At 59.6% G+C, this 19107-nt stretch carries 18 protein-coding genes and 2 pseudogenes; 4 read left to right on the top strand and 16 right to left on the bottom strand.

From position 1 onward, the window contains the following. Positions 1–128: 128 nt before the first annotated feature. The 5 genes from DU29_RS0123050 to DU29_RS0123070 all read right to left on the bottom strand — a co-directional run bounded on the left by DU29_RS0123050 (position 129) and on the right by DU29_RS0123070 (position 6210). Entirely contained in the window at positions 129–584 is a 456-nt protein-coding gene (locus DU29_RS0123050; protein ID WP_028623832.1) for a YaiI/YqxD family protein, read from the bottom strand. Positions 585–685: 101 nt separating this feature from the next. Further along, a complete protein-coding gene (locus DU29_RS0123055) occupies positions 686–2584 on the bottom strand; it encodes an FTR1 family protein (protein WP_028623833.1) in 1899 nt (632 codons plus the stop codon). Positions 2585–2873: 289 nt separating this feature from the next. Further along, positions 2874–3506, bottom strand: coding sequence for a LysE family transporter (locus tag DU29_RS0123060; protein ID WP_028623834.1), 633 nt, complete (start codon positions 3504–3506; stop codon positions 2874–2876). A 212-nt stretch (positions 3507–3718) separates the two neighbouring features. Next, positions 3719–4300, bottom strand: a complete 582-nt coding sequence (locus DU29_RS0123065) for a mechanosensitive ion channel family protein (protein ID WP_028623835.1) — start codon at positions 4298–4300, stop codon at positions 3719–3721. Continuing rightward, on the bottom strand, positions 4300–6210 hold the full coding sequence (locus tag DU29_RS0123070; RefSeq protein WP_028623836.1) for an ATP-binding cassette domain-containing protein: 1911 nt from the start codon (positions 6208–6210) through the stop codon (positions 4300–4302). Before DU29_RS0123070 ends, DU29_RS0123065 begins: the two co-directional genes overlap by 1 nt. Before the next feature lie 50 nt (positions 6211–6260). On the opposite strand from DU29_RS0123070, the gene DU29_RS0123075 reads away from it, so the two are divergent. Next, the gene (locus DU29_RS0123075) at positions 6261–6725 is read left to right on the top strand and encodes a TIGR02444 family protein (RefSeq protein ID WP_028623837.1); all 465 of its coding nucleotides are present in this window, start codon (positions 6261–6263) and stop codon (positions 6723–6725) included. On the opposite strand, the gene DU29_RS1000000133080 is transcribed toward DU29_RS0123075, so the two are convergent. Then, positions 6722–7792: an AlgP family protein gene (locus DU29_RS1000000133080; protein WP_028623838.1), complete on the bottom strand. Its 1071-nt coding sequence runs from the start codon at positions 7790–7792 to the stop codon at positions 6722–6724. The two genes, DU29_RS0123075 and DU29_RS1000000133080, sit on opposite strands and share 4 nt — an antisense overlap. Before the next feature lie 192 nt (positions 7793–7984). On the opposite strand from DU29_RS1000000133080, the gene DU29_RS0123085 reads away from it, so the two are divergent. Next, positions 7985–8650 (top strand): FKBP-type peptidyl-prolyl cis-trans isomerase, encoded by a 666-nt coding sequence (locus DU29_RS0123085; protein ID WP_028623839.1) that lies wholly within the window; start codon positions 7985–7987, stop codon positions 8648–8650. A 61-nt stretch (positions 8651–8711) separates the two neighbouring features. Here the strand turns inward: DU29_RS0123085 and DU29_RS0123090 are convergent, their stop codons facing one another. The 8 genes and pseudogenes from DU29_RS0123090 to DU29_RS1000000133815 all read right to left on the bottom strand — a co-directional run. After that, positions 8712–9170: an Rsd/AlgQ family anti-sigma factor gene (locus DU29_RS0123090; RefSeq protein WP_028623840.1), complete on the bottom strand. Its 459-nt coding sequence runs from the start codon at positions 9168–9170 to the stop codon at positions 8712–8714. A 176-nt stretch (positions 9171–9346) separates the two neighbouring features. Continuing rightward, on the bottom strand, positions 9347–9898 hold the full coding sequence (locus DU29_RS0123095; protein ID WP_028623841.1) for a disulfide bond formation protein B: 552 nt from the start codon (positions 9896–9898) through the stop codon (positions 9347–9349). 263 nt (positions 9899–10161) lie between these two features. Then, positions 10162–11400, bottom strand: coding sequence for a heme biosynthesis protein HemY (locus tag DU29_RS0123100; RefSeq protein WP_028623842.1), 1239 nt, complete (start codon positions 11398–11400; stop codon positions 10162–10164). Beyond that, entirely contained in the window at positions 11397–12551 is a 1155-nt protein-coding gene (locus DU29_RS1000000133390) for a uroporphyrinogen-III C-methyltransferase (protein ID WP_028623843.1), read from the bottom strand. Before DU29_RS1000000133390 ends, DU29_RS0123100 begins: the two co-directional genes overlap by 4 nt. Before the next feature lie 36 nt (positions 12552–12587). Continuing rightward, positions 12588–13334 (bottom strand): annotated as a pseudogene (locus DU29_RS1000000133395) (uroporphyrinogen-III synthase); the annotation flags it as partial. Continuing rightward, on the bottom strand, positions 13331–14272 hold the full coding sequence (gene hemC, locus DU29_RS0123110; RefSeq protein WP_028623844.1) for a hydroxymethylbilane synthase: 942 nt from the start codon (positions 14270–14272) through the stop codon (positions 13331–13333). The gene hemC and the pseudogene DU29_RS1000000133395, both read right to left, overlap by 4 nt. A 138-nt stretch (positions 14273–14410) precedes the next feature. Then, positions 14411–15157 (bottom strand): LytR/AlgR family response regulator transcription factor, encoded by a 747-nt coding sequence (locus tag DU29_RS0123115; protein WP_028623845.1) that lies wholly within the window; start codon positions 15155–15157, stop codon positions 14411–14413. Then, positions 15154–15270 (bottom strand): annotated as a pseudogene (locus DU29_RS1000000133815) (sensor histidine kinase); the annotation flags it as partial. The pseudogene DU29_RS1000000133815 and the gene DU29_RS0123115, both read right to left, overlap by 4 nt. Positions 15271–15604: 334 nt before the next feature. Here DU29_RS1000000133815 and argH point away from each other — a divergent pair. Further along, on the top strand, positions 15605–16999 hold the full coding sequence (argH, locus tag DU29_RS0123120; RefSeq protein WP_028623846.1) for an argininosuccinate lyase: 1395 nt from the start codon (positions 15605–15607) through the stop codon (positions 16997–16999). Between the two features lie 48 nt (positions 17000–17047). Here the strand turns inward: argH and DU29_RS0123125 are convergent, their stop codons facing one another. Both DU29_RS0123125 and DU29_RS0123130 read right to left on the bottom strand, forming a co-directional pair. Then, the gene (locus DU29_RS0123125; RefSeq protein WP_028623847.1) at positions 17048–17728 is read right to left on the bottom strand and encodes a glutathione S-transferase family protein; all 681 of its coding nucleotides are present in this window, start codon (positions 17726–17728) and stop codon (positions 17048–17050) included. Positions 17729–17909: 181 nt separating this feature from the next. Next, the gene (locus tag DU29_RS0123130; protein ID WP_028623848.1) at positions 17910–18569 is read right to left on the bottom strand and encodes a glutathione S-transferase family protein; all 660 of its coding nucleotides are present in this window, start codon (positions 18567–18569) and stop codon (positions 17910–17912) included. Positions 18570–18695: 126 nt separating this feature from the next. Here DU29_RS0123130 and DU29_RS0123135 point away from each other — a divergent pair, with 126 nt between their 5' ends. Further along, a complete protein-coding gene (locus DU29_RS0123135; protein ID WP_028623849.1) occupies positions 18696–18980 on the top strand; it encodes a hypothetical protein in 285 nt (94 codons plus the stop codon). Positions 18981–19107 lie beyond the last annotated feature (127 nt).

Genomic DNA, 19107 nt, shown 5'->3' on the forward strand with positions numbered 1-19107 from the left:
GGGAGCTTGCTCCCGCTCGGCTGCGCAGCAGGCGTAATAGCAGATGCCGCAGTCTTCCTGAAGGATCGTACTTGGGCCGCTTCGCAACCCAGCGGGAGCAAGCTCCCTCGCCACAGGATAGAGCCCATTCAGGATTTGCGCGTCAGCCGCGTGAGAATCCGGTCCAGCGCATTGGCGAACGCCTGCTTCTCACGCTCGCCAAACGGCGCCGGTCCGCCACTCATTTGCCCCTGCTCACGCAAATCAGTGAACAGATTGCGCACCGCCAGGCGATCACCCATGTTCTGCGCATCGAATTCCTTGCCGCGCGGGTCGAGCGCGGACACGCCCTTCTTCACTAAACGGTCGGCCAGCGGCACATCGCTGCAGATCACCAGCTCACCCGGCACAGCGTGTTCCACCAGGTAATCGTCGGCCGCATCAGGGCCGCTCGGCACCACGATCAGTTTCACCAGCGCGAGGCCCGGTTTGATCTGCGGCTGCCCCGCCACCAGCACCACTTCGAACTGGCGCTTGAGGGCGAACTTCACCACCAGATCCTTGGCCGCCCGAGGGCAGGCGTCGGCATCGATCCATACGCGCATTGTGTTTTACCTCTCAAAAAACTCGCGAGCAGGCTCGCTCCCACAGGTTATACGCGATCCTGTGAGCGAGCCTGCTCGCGATGGTGAGCGCAGCGAATGCTTCAGGAAACCTGCACCCGACGCTTCTCGGCGATCCTGCTGCGACCATACAGCACAATAATCGCAACAATCGCCACGGCCTGCGCCCCCAGTGAATACGCATCGGCATGAATGCCCAGCCAATCGAAGTCAAAGAACGGCACCGGTCGCGTGCCGAAAATGCCTGCTTCCTGCAACGCCTTCACGCCATGCCCGGCGAACACCACCGACAACGCACAAAGCAAAGCGGCGTTGATGCCGAAGAACAGCGACAACGGCAACTTTGCCGAACCGCGCAAAATCACCCACGCCAGACCGACCAGCAACACCAGCGCCGTGGCACCGCCCGCCAATACGGCGTTATGACCCGCCGGGCCGGCCTGCAGCCACAGCGTTTCGTAGAACAGGATCACTTCGAACAACTCGCGATACACCGAGAAAAACGCCAGCGTTGCAAAACCAAAACGCCCACCGCCGCCCACCAGGCTGCTCTTGATGTAATCCTGCCACGCCGCAGCGTGACGCCGGTCGTGCATCCACACACCGAGCCACAGCACCATGAAGCTGGCAAACAGCGCAGTTGCACCCTCCAGCAATTCGCGCTGCGAACCGCTGACATCGATCACATACGCTGCCAGCGCCCAGGTCGCCAGGCCAGCGACCAGGGCTAGGCCCCAGCCGATATTAACGCTGCGCACTGCCGATTGCTGACCGGTATTACGCAGGAACGCGAGAATCGCCGCCAGCACCAGGATGGCTTCAAGACCTTCGCGCAGCAGAATCAGCAGACCGGAGATGTAACTCAGCGACCAACTCAAGCCATCGCTGCCCAACAGGCCGGCCGACTCTTTCAACTTGGCTTTGGCGGCGTCCAGACGCTGCTGGACCTCGGCCAACGGCAAGCCGTCCTGCAAGGATTGCCGGTAAGCCATCAGAGATTTTTCAGTGTCTTTGCGCACGTTGGCGTCGACGTTATCGAGGGAGCTTTCAACCAGCTCGAAACCTTCCAGATACGCCGCCACCGACAAGTCGTACGCCTGATCGTGATCGCCACCACGATACGCGGCGATACTCTTGTCCAGCGTCGTTGCGGTGTAATCGAGCAATTGCCCCGGGCCACGCTTGACCTGCGGCGGCTGCGCGCGCTGGGCACGGAACGTCGCCGCTGCTTGCGGGCCTTCGGCAGCCAGCACTTCGGCCGGCGTCTGACGGGCGAGGTCGGCGAGGTTGTAGGTCTTTGCGGATTTCGCGGCCGCCGGATCGGCGCTGAAACTGGCTATGTACGTCGCCAGATCCCACCGCTGCCGATCGTCCAGTTGATCGGCGAAGGACGGCATGTCAGTGCCTTCGACGCCCATCCCCACGGTGTTGTAAATCGCATACAGGCTAAGGCGAGCCAGTCGCGAAGCATCGCGCAGATTGGCCGGTGGCGGCGTCATGCCCACGCCGGCAGGGCCGTCACCGGCGCCGGTATCCCCATGACACACCGAGCATTGCTGAACGTAAAGCGTCGCACCGCGCGTGGGGTCAGGCGTAATCACCGGCGCCTGGCTCACTTCGTACGCCACAGCGAGCTTTGCACCCAGCTGCCGTGCCTGACGCGCGACGTCGGCACCGTCCTGCTTGCTCGCGATTGCAGCGCGCAAATTGCCGACACCTTGCTCGAGTTCGGCACGCTCAGGCTTTGCCGGCAATTCAACAATCAAGTCGTGCAGCACACCAAGAAATTCCTGCTGCTCGCGGTACTCCGACTCATCGATGACCTTGCCCGCCTCAACCGTGGCCGGGTAATCGGCGCCGATGTAGTCGAGCAAGTGCAGGGCCTTGGGCGCTCCTTCGGCGGTTTCGGCCAGCACATTGAAGCTGCAAAACGCGATGACTGGCATCGCCAGCCAGGCCAGAAAACGGGAGAAGGCAATCATGAATGGATCTCAGATGGAAATACGAAGTAACACATTGTTCACTTCCAATGCATTTCGCTCAAGCTTTGTAGTGATTTTTCGGGGGAGAAAGGGAGAAGTCCTGCGTCTTGAGGTGACTCTGTGTGAGGAGAGTCATCCCGGCTGGGACTGCGCAGCATTCCAAACCTTGGGTCGCTTCGCGCCACATGGGGATAAATCCCCTTACCACAGAAGCCCTCACCACTTGAGCATCTGCATCACACATGAAAAAGGCGACCTCATGAGGTCGCCTTTTTTGTGCCTGAACTGTTTAAACCGGCGCTTTGCGCAATGTCGCCATAAACGCTGCGGCACCGATGAACAAGCCGGCAAAAGTGCGGTTCATTCGTCTCTGCTGTTTCGGCGTGCGCAATAGACGCAGCACTTTCGAGGCCAGCCCGGTGTAGCCGGCCATAACGATCAGGTCCACGCAAACCATGGTCACCCCGATGATCAGGTACTGAGCCAGCAACGGCGCATGCGGATCAATAAACTGCGGCAACACCGCCAGCATGAACACCAGCGCCTTGGGGTTGCTGATGTTCACCAGAAAACCACGGAACACCAGGACCAGGGGTCTGCCAATCGGGCGCCCAGGCGCATCGTCGCTCATGTCGCTGGGAAGCGCTCGCCATTGCTTCACAGCGAGATAAACCAGGTACGCCACGCCGAACCACTTGATCGCATAAAACGCAGTAGATGAGGCCGTCAGAATCGCGCCTACTCCGGCGCCGACAATCGCGATCTGCACCGCCAGGCCTATCTGCAGGCCCAGTGCATTCCAGTAGCCCCGCCAGAAACCGTATTGCAGACCGCTGGACATCGACGCAATGGCGCCGGCACCGGGAGACAGACTGATCACCCAGCAGGCAGCAAAAAATGCCAGCCATGTTTGAAGCTCCATTGCACACCTCGACCCGGACACGTGACAGACGTCTAAGCTAATGCGGGTTTGGCGGGATGACTACTGGTTTTTTACCGGGTCAGTTTGCGAGGGCCCTATCGCGAGCAGGCTCGCTCCTACAGGGTGTTGGGGTGGATTGCTGATGTGTGAGCAACCGAAAACCCTGTGGGAGCGAGCCTGCTCGCGATAGCGGTGTGTCAGGGCCGAAGAATTTACTTCTCGAAACCACTCGCCGGCAGCACATCGGTCCCACGCCAGCGCCGTACCGAGCGCTGGAAGAACAGGCTGTTCGGCACTTGCACCATCGCACTGCCAGTGCCGAGTTCTTCAGCCTCGACCAACGTGGTGTAAAGCAGATTGATCGCCACCACCCGGCCTTTGACACCGGGCTTGTCGGTGGTGTCGACCAGCTCGACCACGTCGCCAATGCGAAACGGGCCGACGGTGAAAATCAGCACGGCGCAGAGCAGATTGGACAACACGCTCCACATGGCGAAAAACGCCACCGCAGCGACCGCCACGAATCCGGACAAGGCCGTCCACAGCACCGTGGCCGACACACCGAGGCGCTCCAGCACAAACAGCAGCGCGCTGCCCATGATCAGCCAGCGCAACACGCCACGCAGGGGCATCAGCAATTGCGGCGGGAACGCATAACGCTCACCCAGACGCGTCAGGCCCCGAGCCACAAATCGTTGCGCGAGATACCCTGCCAGCAAAATCAGGAGGATTTGCACGGTGAACCAGATCGGCTCGATCCACACGGGTGACATCTTCAGCGTGAAGCCTTCCATCAGGACAACGCCTCCAGCTCCGCCTGCATGCTTTCAAGCAATTCCAGGGATTCCATCCATGCCTCTTCGAGCTCGGCTTCGCGCACTTTCAGCTTGGCCTGCTCGGCCAGCAGATCGCGCAGATCGTTCTTGCGCGCCGGTTCGTAGATATCGCTGTCACCGAGGCTGGCATCGATTTTCGCCAGTTTTTCGTGCAGCTTGCCCAGCTCGGCTTCGAGCTTGTCGGCTTCACGCTTGTGCGGCGCCAGTTGCTGACGCAATGCGGCGGCGGCCTGGCGCTGGGCTTTCTTGTCGGTCTTGTCCGGATTCACCGGGGTATTGCTGACCGGTGCGTTGCGCTGACGATATTCCACCAGCCAACGGGTGTAGTCCTCGAGGTCGCCGTCGAATTCTTCGACCTTGCCGTCCGCGACCAGATAGAAATTGTCGGTGGTGCTCTTGAGCAAGTGCCGATCGTGAGAGACCACCAATACCGCGCCCGTGAATTCCTGCAGGGCCATGGTCAGCGCCAGGCGCATTTCCAGATCGAGGTGGTTGGTCGGTTCATCGAGCAGCAACAGGTTAGGCCGGCCCCAAGCGATCAACGCCAGCGCCAGACGAGCCTTTTCACCACCGGAAAAATTCAGCACCGGCTCATCGATCCGCGCACCGCGGAAGTCGAAGCCACCGAGGAAATCGCGCAAGGTCTGCTCGCGCTCGGTGGGCGCCAGGCGTTGCATGTGCAGCAATGGGCTGGCCTTGGAATCGAGGGAATCGAGTTGATGCTGGGCGAAATAGCCGACAACAGTGTTCTCGCCACGGGTCAGTCGCCCGGCCAGCGGTTCGAGTTCACCGGAGAGGTTTTTGATCAGGGTCGATTTACCCGCCCCGTTCGGGCCGAGCAGACCGATGCGCGCGCCGGGGGTCAGTTGCAGCCTGACCTTCTCCAGCACGGTTTTGTCGCCGTAACCCAGACGCGCGTCGGACAGGTCGATCAACGGGCTGGAGATCTTCGTCGACTCGCGGAAAACGAAGTCAAACGGTGAATCGACATGAGCGGCCGACAACTCTTCCATCCGCTCCAGCGCTTTGATCCGACTCTGCGCCTGACGGGCCTTGGTGGCCTGGGCCTTGAAGCGGGCGATGTAGCTTTCCATGTGCGCACGTTGCACCTGCTGCTTCTCGTAGGCCTGCTGCTGCTGGGCCAGACGTTCCGCACGAGCGCGTTCGAAAGCGGTATAACCGCCACGATACAGGGTGATTTTGCGCTGATCGACATGGGCGACATGGTCAACCACGGCGTCAAGGAAATCCCGGTCGTGGGAAATCAGCATCAGCGTACCGGGATAGCTCTTGAGCCATTCTTCGAGCCAGATAATAGCGTCGAGGTCCAAGTGGTTGGTCGGTTCGTCGAGCAGCAGCAAGTCCGAAGGACACATCAAGGCCTGCGCCAGATTCAGACGCATCCTCCAGCCACCGGAGAAATCTCCTACCTGGCGATCCATCTGGTCATTGGTGAATCCGAGGCCGGCGAGCAACTTGCGGGCGCGAGCGTCGGCGGTGTAACCATCGGCGCTATCGAGTTCCGAGTGCAGGCGGGCCTGAGCAGCACCGTCATGCGCCGCTTCGGCGGCAGCGAGGTCGCGTTGCACCTCGCGCAGACGCAGGTCGCCATCGAGCACGTAGTCGACCGCAATGCGATCAAGGGTGTCGATCTCCTGCCGCATGTGGGCGATGCGCCAGTCGGCCGGCAGGAAGCAGTCACCCGAGTCCGGGTGCAGGTCACCCAGAAGCAAGGCGAACAGGCTCGATTTGCCGGCGCCATTGGCACCGATTAGGCCGGCTTTGTGGCCGGCGTGCAGGGTCAGCTCGGCATCTTCTAGCAGACGCTGCGGGCCACGCTGTAAAGTCAGGTTCTGAAGTCGAATCATAATGGCGGCGGAGTCTACCAGCTTCGCTCGCAACTGGCGCGAGTAGCACTATGTCCTCTGACCTGTGGAGCTTTTCCCTTGGCACTTATGCCCGCCCCGGCGTCGAAGCCGCGTGCCTCACGCTGCAGTCTGCGGGGGTGAATGTGTGCCTGTTGCTGTGTGGGTTGTGGCTGGCAGAACGTGGCGTCGCCTGCCATCAGCAACGGCTGGAGCTGCTGCGAAGTGTGTCCGAACCGTGGGACGCGGAGGTCGTGCGGCCGCTGCGGGCCTTGCGTGTGCAATGGAAAGTCGCCGCCGGAGGCGATGCCGAGCTGCGCGATTTGCGTGAAAAGATGAAGGTTTTGGAGCTGGAAGCCGAGCGGCATCTACTTTTGCGCCTGGAACGCGCGGCGATCAATTGGCCGCAGAGCGAAGCGACCGATCACTCGGCCTGGCTGGACGGTGTGGCGGCAGACGCCGCCAACCTGGACCGCAACGCGCTGAATCAACTGCGCGTCGCGGTAACCGGCACTTAGGAAGCGCTGGTTGGGGTGTTGCTTGTGCTCGACGGGGCAGCAGGCGTTGGCGATGCTGTGGCGGCCGTCGAGGGATTGGCTGCTGGTGCAGATCCAGTCGAAGCAGACGGCGCTGGACTTGCTGGTTTGGCAGCAGTTGCCGCAGCTGGCTTGGCAGCGGTGACCGGTTTTTTCACCGCGGGTTTGGCGGCCGCTTTGGTTGCCGGTTTTGCTGCTACTGGTTTGGCTGCTGGTTTTGCCGCTGCAGTTTTGGCTGCGGTGGCAGGCTTGGCGGCAGCAGTTTTGGCTGCCGGTTTAGCGGCAGTTTTGGTTGCAGGTTTAGCCGCCGGTTTAGCTGCGGATTTCGCCGCGGCTGGCTTGGCGGCAGATCTGGTGGCTGCAGTTTTAGCCGCTGGTTTCGCAGCAGGCTTGGCGGCCGGTTTTGCAGCAGCAGTTTTGGTTGCAGCAGGTTTGGTGGCCGTTGTTTTCGAAGCCGTCGATCTAGCGGTGGCTGGTTTGGCAGCAGTGGTTTTAGCCGCAGGTTTTGCAGTGCTGGCAGCCACCGGTTTTCTCGCCACTGGCTTGGCGGTAGCTTTTGCCGGTGCCTTGGCGGCAGGAGTCGGTGAAGCTTTTGCAGCGACCGACCTGGTTGCGGATTTCTTCGCAGGAACTGCAGCAGCCTTGGCCGAACGCGAGGACAACGCCTTGCTGACGGCCTCTTGTACTCGACCGATACCCTGAGCCAGTTTCAGGCTCTCCTGAGCATCGCGCTTAAGCTGAACGATGTAGTTGCGAGTTTCGGATTGACGATCCTTGAGGGCATCGAGCAGGTCCTCAAGTTCTTTGACCCCACCTTTAGCTTTGTTCTGCGCCTTGGCTTTGCCGGCGGACGCAGCGTCCTGCAATTTGGTTCGGGATTTGTGCAATTTTTCCTGTGCTTTGCCGCGCTGCTTTTCCAGCTTGGCGAGCAGTTTTTCAGCATCAGCCAAGGCTTGCGAACAAGCGGTTTCCAAATGCTCGAGCAAACTGCCCGAGAGTTGTTGGAGTAAGTGCAACGGAGTATTTACAGGCTTCTTGGTGGCCGACATGGTTTACCTCCTGGCTGACGTGGGTGCGGCTCATACTAGACCTCTGCTGATACCGCCGCTAGGGCATGTTGACAGTATCGAAAGCGCTGCGTTGCAACTGAACGAAAATCTTCCGCGCTCGGGAAAATCCAGTTCACCGTTTAACGCATCCACACTGGCATAATCCGCCGCATCTAAGGTCGGAGAGTGCCCATGTCGCGCTACCTGTTTTTATTGCTGTGCGTGCTTTTTTCAGTGGCTCATGCTGCGGAAAAACCCACCAAAAATGACGCTCACGATCTCGCTTACAGCCTGGGTGCGAGCCTGGGCGAACGCCTGCGCCAGGAGGTTCCCGACTTGCAGCTTCAGGCTCTTGTCGAAGGTTTGCAGCAAGCCTACAGAGGCCAGCCGCTGGCGCTGAAAGATGAGCGGATCGAACAGATACTGACCGAGCACGAGGCGCAGACCGCATTGAAACAAGCCGCGCCGCAGGACGCAGTCGCCCTCGAAAAAGAACAGCGTTTTCTTGCCGAGGAAAAAACCAGAACTGGCGTGCGACAACTGGCTGATGGAATCCTTATGACAGAACTGACTCCAGGCTCGGGTGCAAAAGCAGGTCCGAATGGCAGAGTGCAGGTTGTGTATGTCGGTCGACTCCCGGACGGCAGCGTGTTCGATCAGAACAATCAGCCGCAATGGTTCAGCCTCGACAGCGTGATCAGCGGATGGCAAAGCGCGCTGCAAGACATGCCGGTCGGCGCGAAATGGCGGTTGGTGATTCCGTCCGCCCAGGCTTATGGAGCAGAAGGTGCAGGCGACTTGATCGAGCCGTTCACGCCACTGATTTTCGAAGTGGAATTACGCGACGTCGCCCGCTGAACCACAGAAACGAAAACGGCGCGCAGAGCGCACCGTTTTTGAAGGACTTGCAGGAAGCGGTTCAAGCCTGAACCGGATCCTCTTCCTTGTGAGCCGTATGCAGCACTTCGATCAGACAGTCTTCCAGCTCGAAGCGTTCATGCAACAGACCGCCCAGTTCCTTGAACTTCTCTGCGACGCATTTGCCTTCGTCGCACAGGTCATTGAATGCGAGCAACTTCTCAGTGATGACATCAATGCGCGGATAAATCGTATCGGCGAGTTCGAGGCCACGCTTGTCGTTGAAGGCCTTGGCCTCCCCGGTCAGCTGTTCGTAGATTTCGAAGTGGCCGGCGGAAACGTAATCAACCAGTACACCGCAGAATTCCTGCAATGGTTTGCGGTTCTCGCTGAGCGCCTCAGGCTTTTCGCCGAGGTCATCATAAGCCCGAACCAGTTCGTGACGCTCCTGCAACCAGCGATCGATCAGCAGATGCACTCCACCCCAGCGTTCCTGAGCATTCTGACAACTTTCGAGCATGGTGATCTCTCTTCCCTTGTGGGTCATGCTGCTCTACACCCGCCGCCTCCCGGAATCAGAAATCGGCCAAGCGGAGCGCCATGCGAGCAACATTATTCCAATGACACGTGCCGGCCAGATTATGCCCGCACGCCAATGGCATCAAGGTACGCAGGAGATAAAGTTCATACAAGTGTTTAATCGCCGGCCAGTGCCGGGTGCGACGACGCGCCGCTAACCGGTCGCTGACAGGCAACCCAGACCTGCTGCAGCACCTGGAAGATACTCAGGACTGCCATCGCGAGAAAGAACAGCAGGCTCCACTCCGGGATGCTCAGATCGAACAGCGTCCACGTGATGCGGCCGCAATCCGCGGTACCTGCGAACAGTTGTTGCGCCACATTCGTCCACGGCGTCGTCGCGAAGACGTCCGATAAACTGGACGAGCATGTAGCAAACTGTTTCGCGGGATCAGTCTGCAACAACACCTGTCGCCACGCCGTCACCGTCCCTGCCAAAGCGGCCATCAGACTCAGTGACCAATACAGAAAAGCACCGAACCGCCCGGGCCCATGCACCGACGCCATCAAACAGATACCCGTCAGCACTGCCAGGCACATGCGCTGCAGCAAACACAAACCGCAAGGTTGCAGGCCAACAGCGTATTCCAGGTAGTAGGAAACGCCCAATGCCAGTGAACCGGCTATGAAAACCATGAAAAACAAGGAGCGTGAGCAGGCCAGGGACATGGCTTTTCCGTACCAGTAGAGACAAGTGGTTACGGTAGAGGAAAGCGCGCCCGCGTTTCAAGACGAACTAACTGCGACACTTCAGCAAACGCGTAGGGAAATCCCGACAGTAACGAGAGGACAAGATGTAGTCCGCTGTAGGATTTTGCCTAAGACAGAAGCTGCGAGTAGGAATGAGCAGTTTCACGTGTGCAAAAAGTTCGGGGTGATGGCGTTATGTAGCAGCTGACGCAGGCTGCGCCAGCTGCTACATCAAGCAATCTTTATGCGTGAGTCAGCGAAGGTAGCGGCGCCGCCAACAGCCGCTCGTCCAGCAAGCCAAGGCCTTCCTGGAACAGTTGATTGCTGCGCTCGGTATCGCCCAGTTGCGCGAGTAATCTCGCCAGTTCGGCGCAGGCTTCCGGGTTACGCTGCAAGCGCAGGCTGCTTTCAAGGTAGTCGCGCGCCTTGCCCCACAGGCTGCTTTGCAGACACAGGCGACCCAGCGTCAGCAAAAGACCAGGATCGGCCGAATGATCCTTAAGCCAACCCTCGGCCACTTGCAGCTGCCGAGCCGGATCACTGCCACGGACCAGCCCGTAGAGACGGGCGAGATGGCTGTCGTATTGGCGTTTGAGCGCCGTACGTAAAATCTCTTCTGCCTCGACCTGAGCGCCCAACTGCCGCAGCTGCTCGGCATACGCCAATACCAGTTGCGGTTCCTGGCGTTGCGCCGACGTCAGTTGCTGCCAGGCGCGGTTGAGCGATTGCAGACCCACCGTCCCGTCCTCTTCCCGTTGCGCCGCCAGTGAAAGGTTTTTGCCCCACGCGCGACGTTCCAGCTCGGCCAGCTCTGCCGGCGGCAGGACCTTGTCTTTGCGCAATTCCGGCAGCAGGCGGATCACTGCCGACCAATCGCCACGCTGTTGATGCAGACGCTGCAACTGCCGCAACGTCTGTACGTTGTGAGGGTGGCGCTCGTGCATGGCTTGCAAGGTCACCAGAGCGCCTTCGGTATCGCCGCGATCGGTTTGCAACTGTGCGTGACTGAGGGCAATCGCCAACTCCGCCTGCGGCTGACGCTCGAGTGCGCGCTCCAGCAGCTTGTCACTTTCTTCATAGTGACCTTGCTCGTTCGCGGCACGTGCGGCACCAAGGTAATAAAGCAGCGGCTGACGTTCGGCCTCAGCGGCACGATGCAGATGACGTTGCGCGCTGGCCCAGCGCCCTTCGGCGAGGTCGAGTTGACCGTGTTCGATCGCCACCTGCACGCGACGACTGCGATTGCGCCGCGACCAGGGATTAACCACACCACTGGATGCCATGACCAATTCAATCAGCGCCTTGATGCCCCACACCAGCAGCCAAAGCACCGCCACCACAGCCAGCGTCGCCCACAGGCTCGACTCGTAGCGGAAACTTTTGTAAGCCACCAGCACGTAGCCCGAATGCTCCGCGATCGCCAGCCCCAAGGCAGCGGCGGCGGCGATCACCAGAAACACGATCACATAGAGGCGTTTCATGGCGTGGCCTCCGGCGTCGTGCTGGCGGCAGGTTTTTCCAACGGCTTGATCGAGTCGACGGCGTTGACGTTGCGGCGCTCAAGGTATCCCTGAACCGCACTCAACGTGCCGGCCAGGTCCGGCGTGATCACGGTGACCGACTCCTTGCTCAACTCGCCGACCTGCTCGAGCATCACTTTGCTCTGCGGATTGTCCGGGTTGAAATTGCCCGTCAGCACATCGCGCGCTTCAGCCAATGACTGTGTGTAAACCGCAGCCTGACCATTCAGCGCTGCCCACTGTGCCTGTTCCAGTGCGAGGCTGAGGGCCAGCCGCACCTGACTCAGGCCCTGACCTGCCAACAGCGGTCGGACATTTTTGTCGGCATTGAAATCGATGCGGATGTAGCGCGAAATCTTGTCCCACCACTGCGCCCAACGACTGGTGCCGTCACCATCAGCCGTCAGGCCCAGCAGCGACTCGCCACGGTCTTTGTACTCAGGCGCCAATTCAGTAAGGTTGATGACCTGATCGCGCAGCGCGCCCAGTCGCAGAAACAGACCCGTGCGGTCCGGTTGCTCGGTGCTGCGCAGCGCAACCAGGGTTTTGGCGACCTGTTCGCGGGCGGCGAATGAACCCGGATCATTCTGCTCTCGAAGAATTTCGTCGGCGCCCTGCACCAGGGCCTGGGCGCTGCTGATGTCCTGCAATGCCGAAAGACGCAAACTGGCCAAACGCAACAGGTGTTCAGCCTCCGCCAGACGCCAGTCCTTGCGACTGGCACCGAGTACGGTTTCCAGACGCTGGTTCAGGCGTTGCTGATCGCCTTGAAGTTGCGCGACCAGACGACTGCGAGCTTCAAGTTCGTCAGCGGCAGGCAACTCCGCGAGGCGAGCCGTCAGGCGCTGCTCATTGAGCTTCAGGCTCTGCGCCTGATCGTTCAACGCCTGCACCTGACTCAACTGTTGCTGGTTATTGGCTTGCAGGTGACGCACCTGCCAGACTCCCCAACCGCCCACGGCAACACCGGCGGCACCCAACAGCAGCGCGACGATCGCCAGGCCATTGCCCCGACGCTGGTCTGCAGCTGGTGGCGGCGTTTCAACCTGGGCATCAACCGGGGCATCAAGCACTGGCTGGACGTCATCTTTTGGCAAGGTTGTTTCGCTCACGTATCCATCCTTTGCATTAGAGAACGGGTTCGGGTGCTCCCGTAACGCCGTCAGCAAGGCCGTGGCACTGGCGCCACGACAATCCACAACTGTTTGAGCCCCGGCGGCACGTGCCAGCTCGGCGACCCGTGGGCTTGGAACAAACAACGGCAACTGCGCCAAATGCGGCCAGGCATTGCCAGCCAATTGATGCAGGTGCTCAAAACCCTGTCCACTGCTGACCACCAGCCCGTTCAAGCGTTCCGCTTCGATCCGCTCGGGCAGGGTCGCCGGCGAATACTGCGGCAACTCGCGACGGTACAACTCCAGATAGTCGACACTGGCACCCAGCTCGCGCAACCGATCGGCAAGCAACTCGCGCCCGCCTTCCCCGCGCATGATCAACACGCGTGCACCGGTTCTGGAGACCGCCTCGCGCAGCTCACTCATTTCCAACAACGCTTCGCTGTCGTCGCCCTCGGCGGGAAAATCCACCTTCAACCCTTGATTCTCAAGGATCTGCGCCGTGGCCGCGCCCACGCTGAACCACTGCAGATGCGGCATTTTAATGCCCTGTTCTGCAACATGCGCCAAGGCAATTCTGGCGGCTGGCTTGCTGACGACGATGACCGCGCAATAACGATCCAGATGCTGGAGGATCTCACGCATCGTGGCAGAGACAGGCAGGGGATCAATCTCCAAGAGCGGCAGGCTGGCGCTGAAAATCCCCGCTTCGGCGAGCATGCTGTTCAACGCCGCAGACTCCTCCGCAGGGCGCGTCAACAGCAGGCGCCAGCCAGTCACTCGTGACCCGCCTCGCCGTACACCGCTTTCAGAATGTCATCGGCGCCCTGGCTCAACAGGTCTTCGGCGACTCTGACACCCAGCGCTTCAGCATCCCCACGCGGCGCCCGACCTTCAGCACTCAGCAGCAGCCGACCGCTTGGGTCGCCGACCAAACCACGTAGCCACACTTGCTCATCTTCAAGCACGGCATAACAGGCGATAGGCACTTGGCAGCCGCCGTTCAGATGCTTGTTGAGGGCACGCTCGGAGAACACGCGGGTGGCGGTGTCGTCGTGATGCAGAGGCGTCAACAAGGCGTGGATTTCACTGTCGGCACTACGGCATTCGATGCCCACTGCGCCCTGCCCGCCAGCCGGCAGACTGTCGTCGACGCTGATAGCCGAGGTGATGCGGTCCTCGAAACCGAGACGAATCAGGCCAGCCGCCGCGAGGATGATCGCGTCGTACTCGCCCGCATCCAGTTTGGCCAGCCGAGTATTGACGTTACCGCGCAGGAAACGGATTTCCAGGTCCGGACGACGGGTCAACAACTGCGCCTGACGACGTAGGCTGGAGGTGCCAACGATGCTGCCTTGAGGCAACGCGTCCAGGCTGGCGTAGGTATTGGAGACGAACGCGTCGCGTGGGTCTTCGCGCTCACAGATGCAGAACAGACCGAGACCTTCCGGGAAGTCCATCGGCACGTCTTTCATGGAATGCACGGCGATGTCGGCGGTGTTTTCCAGCAGCGCAGTTTCCAGTTCCTTGACGAACAGACCTTTGCCGCCGATTTTCGACAGTGGCGAGTCGAGCAGCTTGTCGCCGCGACTGACCATGGGGACCAGGGTCACCAGCAGTCCCTGATGAGCTTCTTCAAGTCGCGCTTTGACGTACTCGGCCTGCCACAGGGCGAGAGCACTTTTGCGGGTGGCGATGCGGATTTCGCGAGAGGACATGGATCAATCCGTACTGAATAGATACGGCGGATAATAACAGCTCAGTCAAATCCACTTTGACTTGTATCAGGTAATACCTGGCCTCCCTGGCCCTGAACGTCCGGCAATCGGGTGTGGTATTCGCCTGGGTGAGGCGAATTAAAGCTGTTGCATCATTTTTCGTACGCCGGCCACGTGACGGCGACTGACGATCAACGCGTCGCCGTTGAGACCTTTGAGAAACAATTGAAAATGCCCCAAAGGCGTACGCTGCAGACGTTCGATGCGTTCACGTGCGACCAGCGCATTGCGGTGGATGCGCACGAAGCGATCGCCGAATTCGTCTTCAAGGGCCTTGAGCGGTTCGTCCAGCAGCACTTCGCCGCCTTCGTGGCGCAAGGTCACATACTTGTGATCGGCGATGAAATAAACCACCTGCCCCAGCGGGATCAGTTCGATCCCTTTGCGGGTTCTCGCACTGATGTGGCTGCGAGGACCACTGCCGGTTTCAGCGGCGGGCCGGGTCAGTGCTGCGAGCTGGACACGATTGGGCCGCTCGGCTTTTTTCAAGACGTCATGTAATTGTTCTGTACGCACAGGTTTCACCAGATAGCCTACGGCGCTGGCCTGCAAGGCTTCCACGGCAAATTCATCGGGCCCTGTGCAAAACACCACGGCTGGCGGGGTTTCGCGTTCGCACAATCTGGCAGCAACTTGCAGACCATCGAGGCCTGGCATACGGATATCGAGCAAAACGATATCCGGTTTGTGGCTGTCGATCAGTGCCAACGCTTCTTCGCCATTCGTGGCGCTGGGCTCCAGGACACTGTATCCCTCGAGTTCGCCGACCATTCGGCTCAGGCGCTCGCGGGCCAAGGGTTCGTCATCAACGATCAGGACATTCATATTGCGCTGGATTCCTGCGTGAGTCTCGCACAAGGATAGCGTAGACAAGTGAAGTGACGTCCGTCACCGCGATCCACGCTAAGACCGGCGCGAAGGCCAAAAAGTGCCGCCAGGCTGACGGCTAAATTTTCCACTGCCTTGAGATTGGTGGCCGCGGCCCGCGTTGGCGAGGCATCACCGTAGGGTTTGCTAATCAACAATCTGAACACCCCCTCTTCTTATAGTCGCTAAAACGCCAGGACGTGCGCCGAGCCTACTGTCCAACTGTAGACGGTTGCCGGAGCGATATTGCTCAATCGAAAAATATCGTTGCGCAATTCCTCCGGAACCCCCGCAATCCGGTAGCAACCGCCCGAGGAAAATCGTGTCGACCAGTGTCAACGACAGGCTTGGCAACCCTGTTATTATCCGCGACGTCATTTATCTTCAGCAGACACGAGCGAATTCATGAGCACTGACAAGACCAATCAGTCCTGGGGCGGCCGCTTCAGTGAACCCGTCGACGCCTTCGTCGCCCGCTTCACCGCCTCCGTCACTTTCGATCAGCGCCTGTATCGCCACGACATCATGGGCTCGATTGCCCACGCTACCATGCTGGCCAAGGTCGGTGTGCTGACCGATGCCGAGCGCGACAGCATCGCCGACGGCCTGAAAACCATTCAGGGCGAGATCGAGGCTGGCCAGTTCGACTGGCGCATCGACCTCGAAGACGTGCACATGAACATCGAAGCGCGGCTGACCGATCGCATCGGCGTAACCGGTAAAAAGCTGCACACCGGACGCAGCCGTAACGATCAGGTCGCCACCGATATTCGCCTGTGGCTGCGTGACGAAATCGACCTGATCCTGGCTGAAATCACCCGCCTGCAAAAAGGTCTGCTGGAACAGGCAGAGCGCGAAGCCGCGAGCATCATGCCCGGCTTTACTCACCTGCAAACCGCTCAGCCAGTGACCTTCGGGCATCACATGCTGGCCTGGTTTGAAATGCTCAGCCGCGATTACGAACGTCTGGTCGACTGCCGCAAGCGTACTAACCGCATGCCATTGGGCAGCGCCGCACTGGCGGGCACCACGTACCCGATCGACCGCGAATACACCGCGCAGTTGCTGGGCTTCGACGCAGTTGGCGGCAACTCGCTGGATAACGTTTCCGATCGCGACTTCGCTATCGAATTCTGCTCCGCCGCGAGCATTGCGATGATGCACCTGTCGCGCTTCTCCGAAGAGTTGGTGCTGTGGACCAGCGCGCAATTCCAGTTCATCGATTTGCCCGACCGCTTCTGCACCGGCAGCTCGATCATGCCGCAAAAGAAAAACCCGGACGTGCCGGAACTGGTTCGCGGCAAGACCGGCCGTGTGTTCGGCGCGCTCATGGGTCTGCTGACTTTGATGAAAGGCCAGCCATTGGCCTACAACAAGGACAATCAGGAAGACAAGGAACCGCTGTTCGACGCCGCCGACACACTGCGCGATTCGTTGCGCGCGTTCGCCGACATGATCCCGGCAATCAAACCCAAACATGCAGTCATGCGTGAAGCAGCACTGCGTGGTTTTTCCACCGCCACCGACCTCGCCGATTACCTGGTGCGCCGCGGCCTGCCCTTCCGTGACTGCCACGAAATCGTTGGCCACGCGGTCAAATACGGTGTTGAAAGCGGTAAGGACCTGGCGGAGATGAGCCTGGAAGAGTTGCGCAAATTCAGCGATCAGATTGATCAGGATGTGTTCGCCGTGCTGACTCTGGAAGGCTCGGTAAATGCCCGTGACCACATTGGCGGAACAGCGCCGGCGCAGGTCAGGCAAGCAGTGATTCGCGGCCAGGCGTTGCTCGCCAGCCGCTAATGCAGTGGTAAAAACAAGCGCGATGGCTGCCCCGGCCATCGCGCTTTTTCATGCCTGGCCGGTGGCCCGACCCACTGCCTGTACGCGCGCCAGGAATGCAGGCGCCTCCGCGAGCCTGTCAGCGGCGATCTTTTGCACATTTGGAGTACGGCCCAGACGCTCCAGTAGTAAGCGGGCCCCGGGCATATCAGCCAGGAAATCCACATCGAACAATTGCTTGCCGACATCCACCGCGAGATCGACGCTGTATAGAAAATACAAATCGGCCACGGTAAATTGCTCGCCCGCCACATATGGCGCAAATCGCCCACGCTGTTTCAGCGCCGTGAATCCTTTGATCAAGTCACGCTCGGACTTGGCTTTCAATGCTTCGGGTGTGGATCTGCCACCAAAGAACACTTCCACGTAACAGACTCGTGCAGGCAGTTCGATGTACAGCTCGATTTCCTTCGCCAGAGCCCTGACTCCAGCTCGAGCAAAAGGGTCGGCGGGCAGTAGGGCAACCCCGCCTTGCGTCTCTTCGATGTAATCGAGAATGGCATCCGTTTCACTGAGGAAACCGTGATCGGTTTCCAGCACCGGCACCTTTCCTCGCGGGCTGACAGCGAGGATTTCGGGATTCTGGCAGCCATGAAACGGGACCGTTTCAAACGGCACGCCTTTTTCCATAAGGGCCAGCTTGACCATGTTGAAGTAGTTGCTTGCTGCAAAACCGTAAAGCTTGAGCATCGTCGGGTTTCCTTGTCCATACAGATCTGATGGCCAAGGTAAACATTGCTGAAAATCCTGTAAGCGTTGGCTTATTACCGTATGAGACAAAAGTCGGTGGAAAACCCCAATTATAGGGATGGCGGCCTTATGGCACAAAAGATTGCAAACCCTCTGACACGCATGAAGGCCGCCCGGACGGTCAGCGTTTGGCCGCAATCATCGCCATGAACGCCGGCATCGCCGCTTCCCTGTCTGCAGCAATGCGCTGCACGTTGGGGTTCTGCTCGAGGCGTTCCAGCAACGCTTTGGCCGCCGGCATTTGCGCCAGCAAATCCAGATCGAACAGCTTCTTCGCTACTCCACAGGCCAGCGGCACGCTGTAGAGGAAATACAGGTCTGCAATGCTCAGGCTGTCGCCCGCGACATAAGGCGAGAACTTGCCGTGGCGTTCGAGCGAGGCAAAGCCCAGCAGCAGTTCTGCTTTGCTCTTTTCCTTGATCGGATCAGCCACCGGCATGCCGAAAAACGCTTCGGCATAACAGGCGCGGCCCGGCAGCTCGATGTACAGCTCGATTTCCTTGGCCAGGGCCAGAACCTGTGCGCGCTCGAAGGGGTCACTCGGCAGTAGCGGAGTGGCCTGTGAACTCTGTTCGATGAATTCGAGTATGACCGCGGTTTCGTTGATGAAACCTTGCTCGACACCCAGCACTGGGACCTTGCCGCGCGGGCTGATGGCCAGCGCCTCGGGAGTCTGGCCGGCATAAAACGGCACCTCCTCGAACGGCAGGCCTTTCTCCAGCAACGCCAGTTTCACCATGTTGTAGTAGTTGCTGACGGAAAATCCATAAAGCTTGAACATTACAAAGTCTCCAGGCCGTGCGGGGGTTGGCAGTTATGTTTTATAGAACGCCGGAGCCTGTCTTGCCAACAGCATCACCGCGCTGAATGCAGGTAAACTGGCCGCCTTAACTTTTAGGAGCCTGCCATGAGCGAGCCAACAGATATCGAGATGGACGAAGAAGAGTTCGCTGAACAAACTCTGATCCAGGCAATTGAAAACCAGATCGAAAGCGACAACCCGCCAGCCGCCAAGGCCACGTTCAACAAGCTAACGCTGGTAGGTTATGAGCGTGACGAGATTTTGAACCTGATGGCCCACGTGCTTGCGGTGGAAATCGACGCCATTCTTGAAGAAGACCGCGCATTCAGTACCGAATGGTATGAAACAGCGCTGCGCGCGTTGCCTGAGTTGCCGCCGGAAAAGAAATAGTCCAGCCCTGCCAAGGGCTCTTTGGCGAGAGAGCTTTCCTGTGGCGAGGGAGCTTGCTCCCGCTCGGCTGCGTAGCAGTCGCAGAGCCTTGGGGCCGCTTCGCGACCCAGCGGGAGCAAGCTCCCTC

Origin of the sequence: Pseudomonas sp. Ant30-3 (assembly GCF_000690905.1) — a bacterium.
Taxonomy (GTDB): Bacteria; Pseudomonadota; Gammaproteobacteria; order Pseudomonadales; family Pseudomonadaceae; genus Aquipseudomonas.

Coding starts and splice junctions, on each gene's coding strand:
- DU29_RS0123050 (WP_028623832.1), bottom strand. CDS start 584: ATGCGCGTATGGATCGATGCCGACGCCTGCCCTCGGGCGGCCAAGGAT.
- DU29_RS0123055 (WP_028623833.1), bottom strand. CDS start 2,584: ATGATTGCCTTCTCCCGTTTTCTGGCCTGGCTGGCGATGCCAGTCATC.
- DU29_RS0123060 (WP_028623834.1), bottom strand. CDS start 3,506: ATGGAGCTTCAAACATGGCTGGCATTTTTTGCTGCCTGCTGGGTGATC.
- DU29_RS0123065 (WP_028623835.1), bottom strand. CDS start 4,300: ATGGAAGGCTTCACGCTGAAGATGTCACCCGTGTGGATCGAGCCGATC.
- DU29_RS0123070 (WP_028623836.1), bottom strand. CDS start 6,210: ATGATTCGACTTCAGAACCTGACTTTACAGCGTGGCCCGCAGCGTCTG.
- DU29_RS0123075 (WP_028623837.1), top strand. CDS start 6,261: ATGTCCTCTGACCTGTGGAGCTTTTCCCTTGGCACTTATGCCCGCCCC.
- DU29_RS1000000133080 (WP_028623838.1), bottom strand. CDS start 7,792: ATGTCGGCCACCAAGAAGCCTGTAAATACTCCGTTGCACTTACTCCAA.
- DU29_RS0123085 (WP_028623839.1), top strand. CDS start 7,985: ATGTCGCGCTACCTGTTTTTATTGCTGTGCGTGCTTTTTTCAGTGGCT.
- DU29_RS0123090 (WP_028623840.1), bottom strand. CDS start 9,170: ATGCTCGAAAGTTGTCAGAATGCTCAGGAACGCTGGGGTGGAGTGCAT.
- DU29_RS0123095 (WP_028623841.1), bottom strand. CDS start 9,898: ATGTCCCTGGCCTGCTCACGCTCCTTGTTTTTCATGGTTTTCATAGCC.
- DU29_RS0123100 (WP_028623842.1), bottom strand. CDS start 11,400: ATGAAACGCCTCTATGTGATCGTGTTTCTGGTGATCGCCGCCGCCGCT.
- hemC (WP_028623844.1), bottom strand. CDS start 14,272: ATGTCCTCTCGCGAAATCCGCATCGCCACCCGCAAAAGTGCTCTCGCC.
- DU29_RS0123115 (WP_028623845.1), bottom strand. CDS start 15,157: ATGAATGTCCTGATCGTTGATGACGAACCCTTGGCCCGCGAGCGCCTG.
- argH (WP_028623846.1), top strand. CDS start 15,605: ATGAGCACTGACAAGACCAATCAGTCCTGGGGCGGCCGCTTCAGTGAA.
- DU29_RS0123125 (WP_028623847.1), bottom strand. CDS start 17,728: ATGCTCAAGCTTTACGGTTTTGCAGCAAGCAACTACTTCAACATGGTC.
- DU29_RS0123130 (WP_028623848.1), bottom strand. CDS start 18,569: ATGTTCAAGCTTTATGGATTTTCCGTCAGCAACTACTACAACATGGTG.
- DU29_RS0123135 (WP_028623849.1), top strand. CDS start 18,696: ATGAGCGAGCCAACAGATATCGAGATGGACGAAGAAGAGTTCGCTGAA.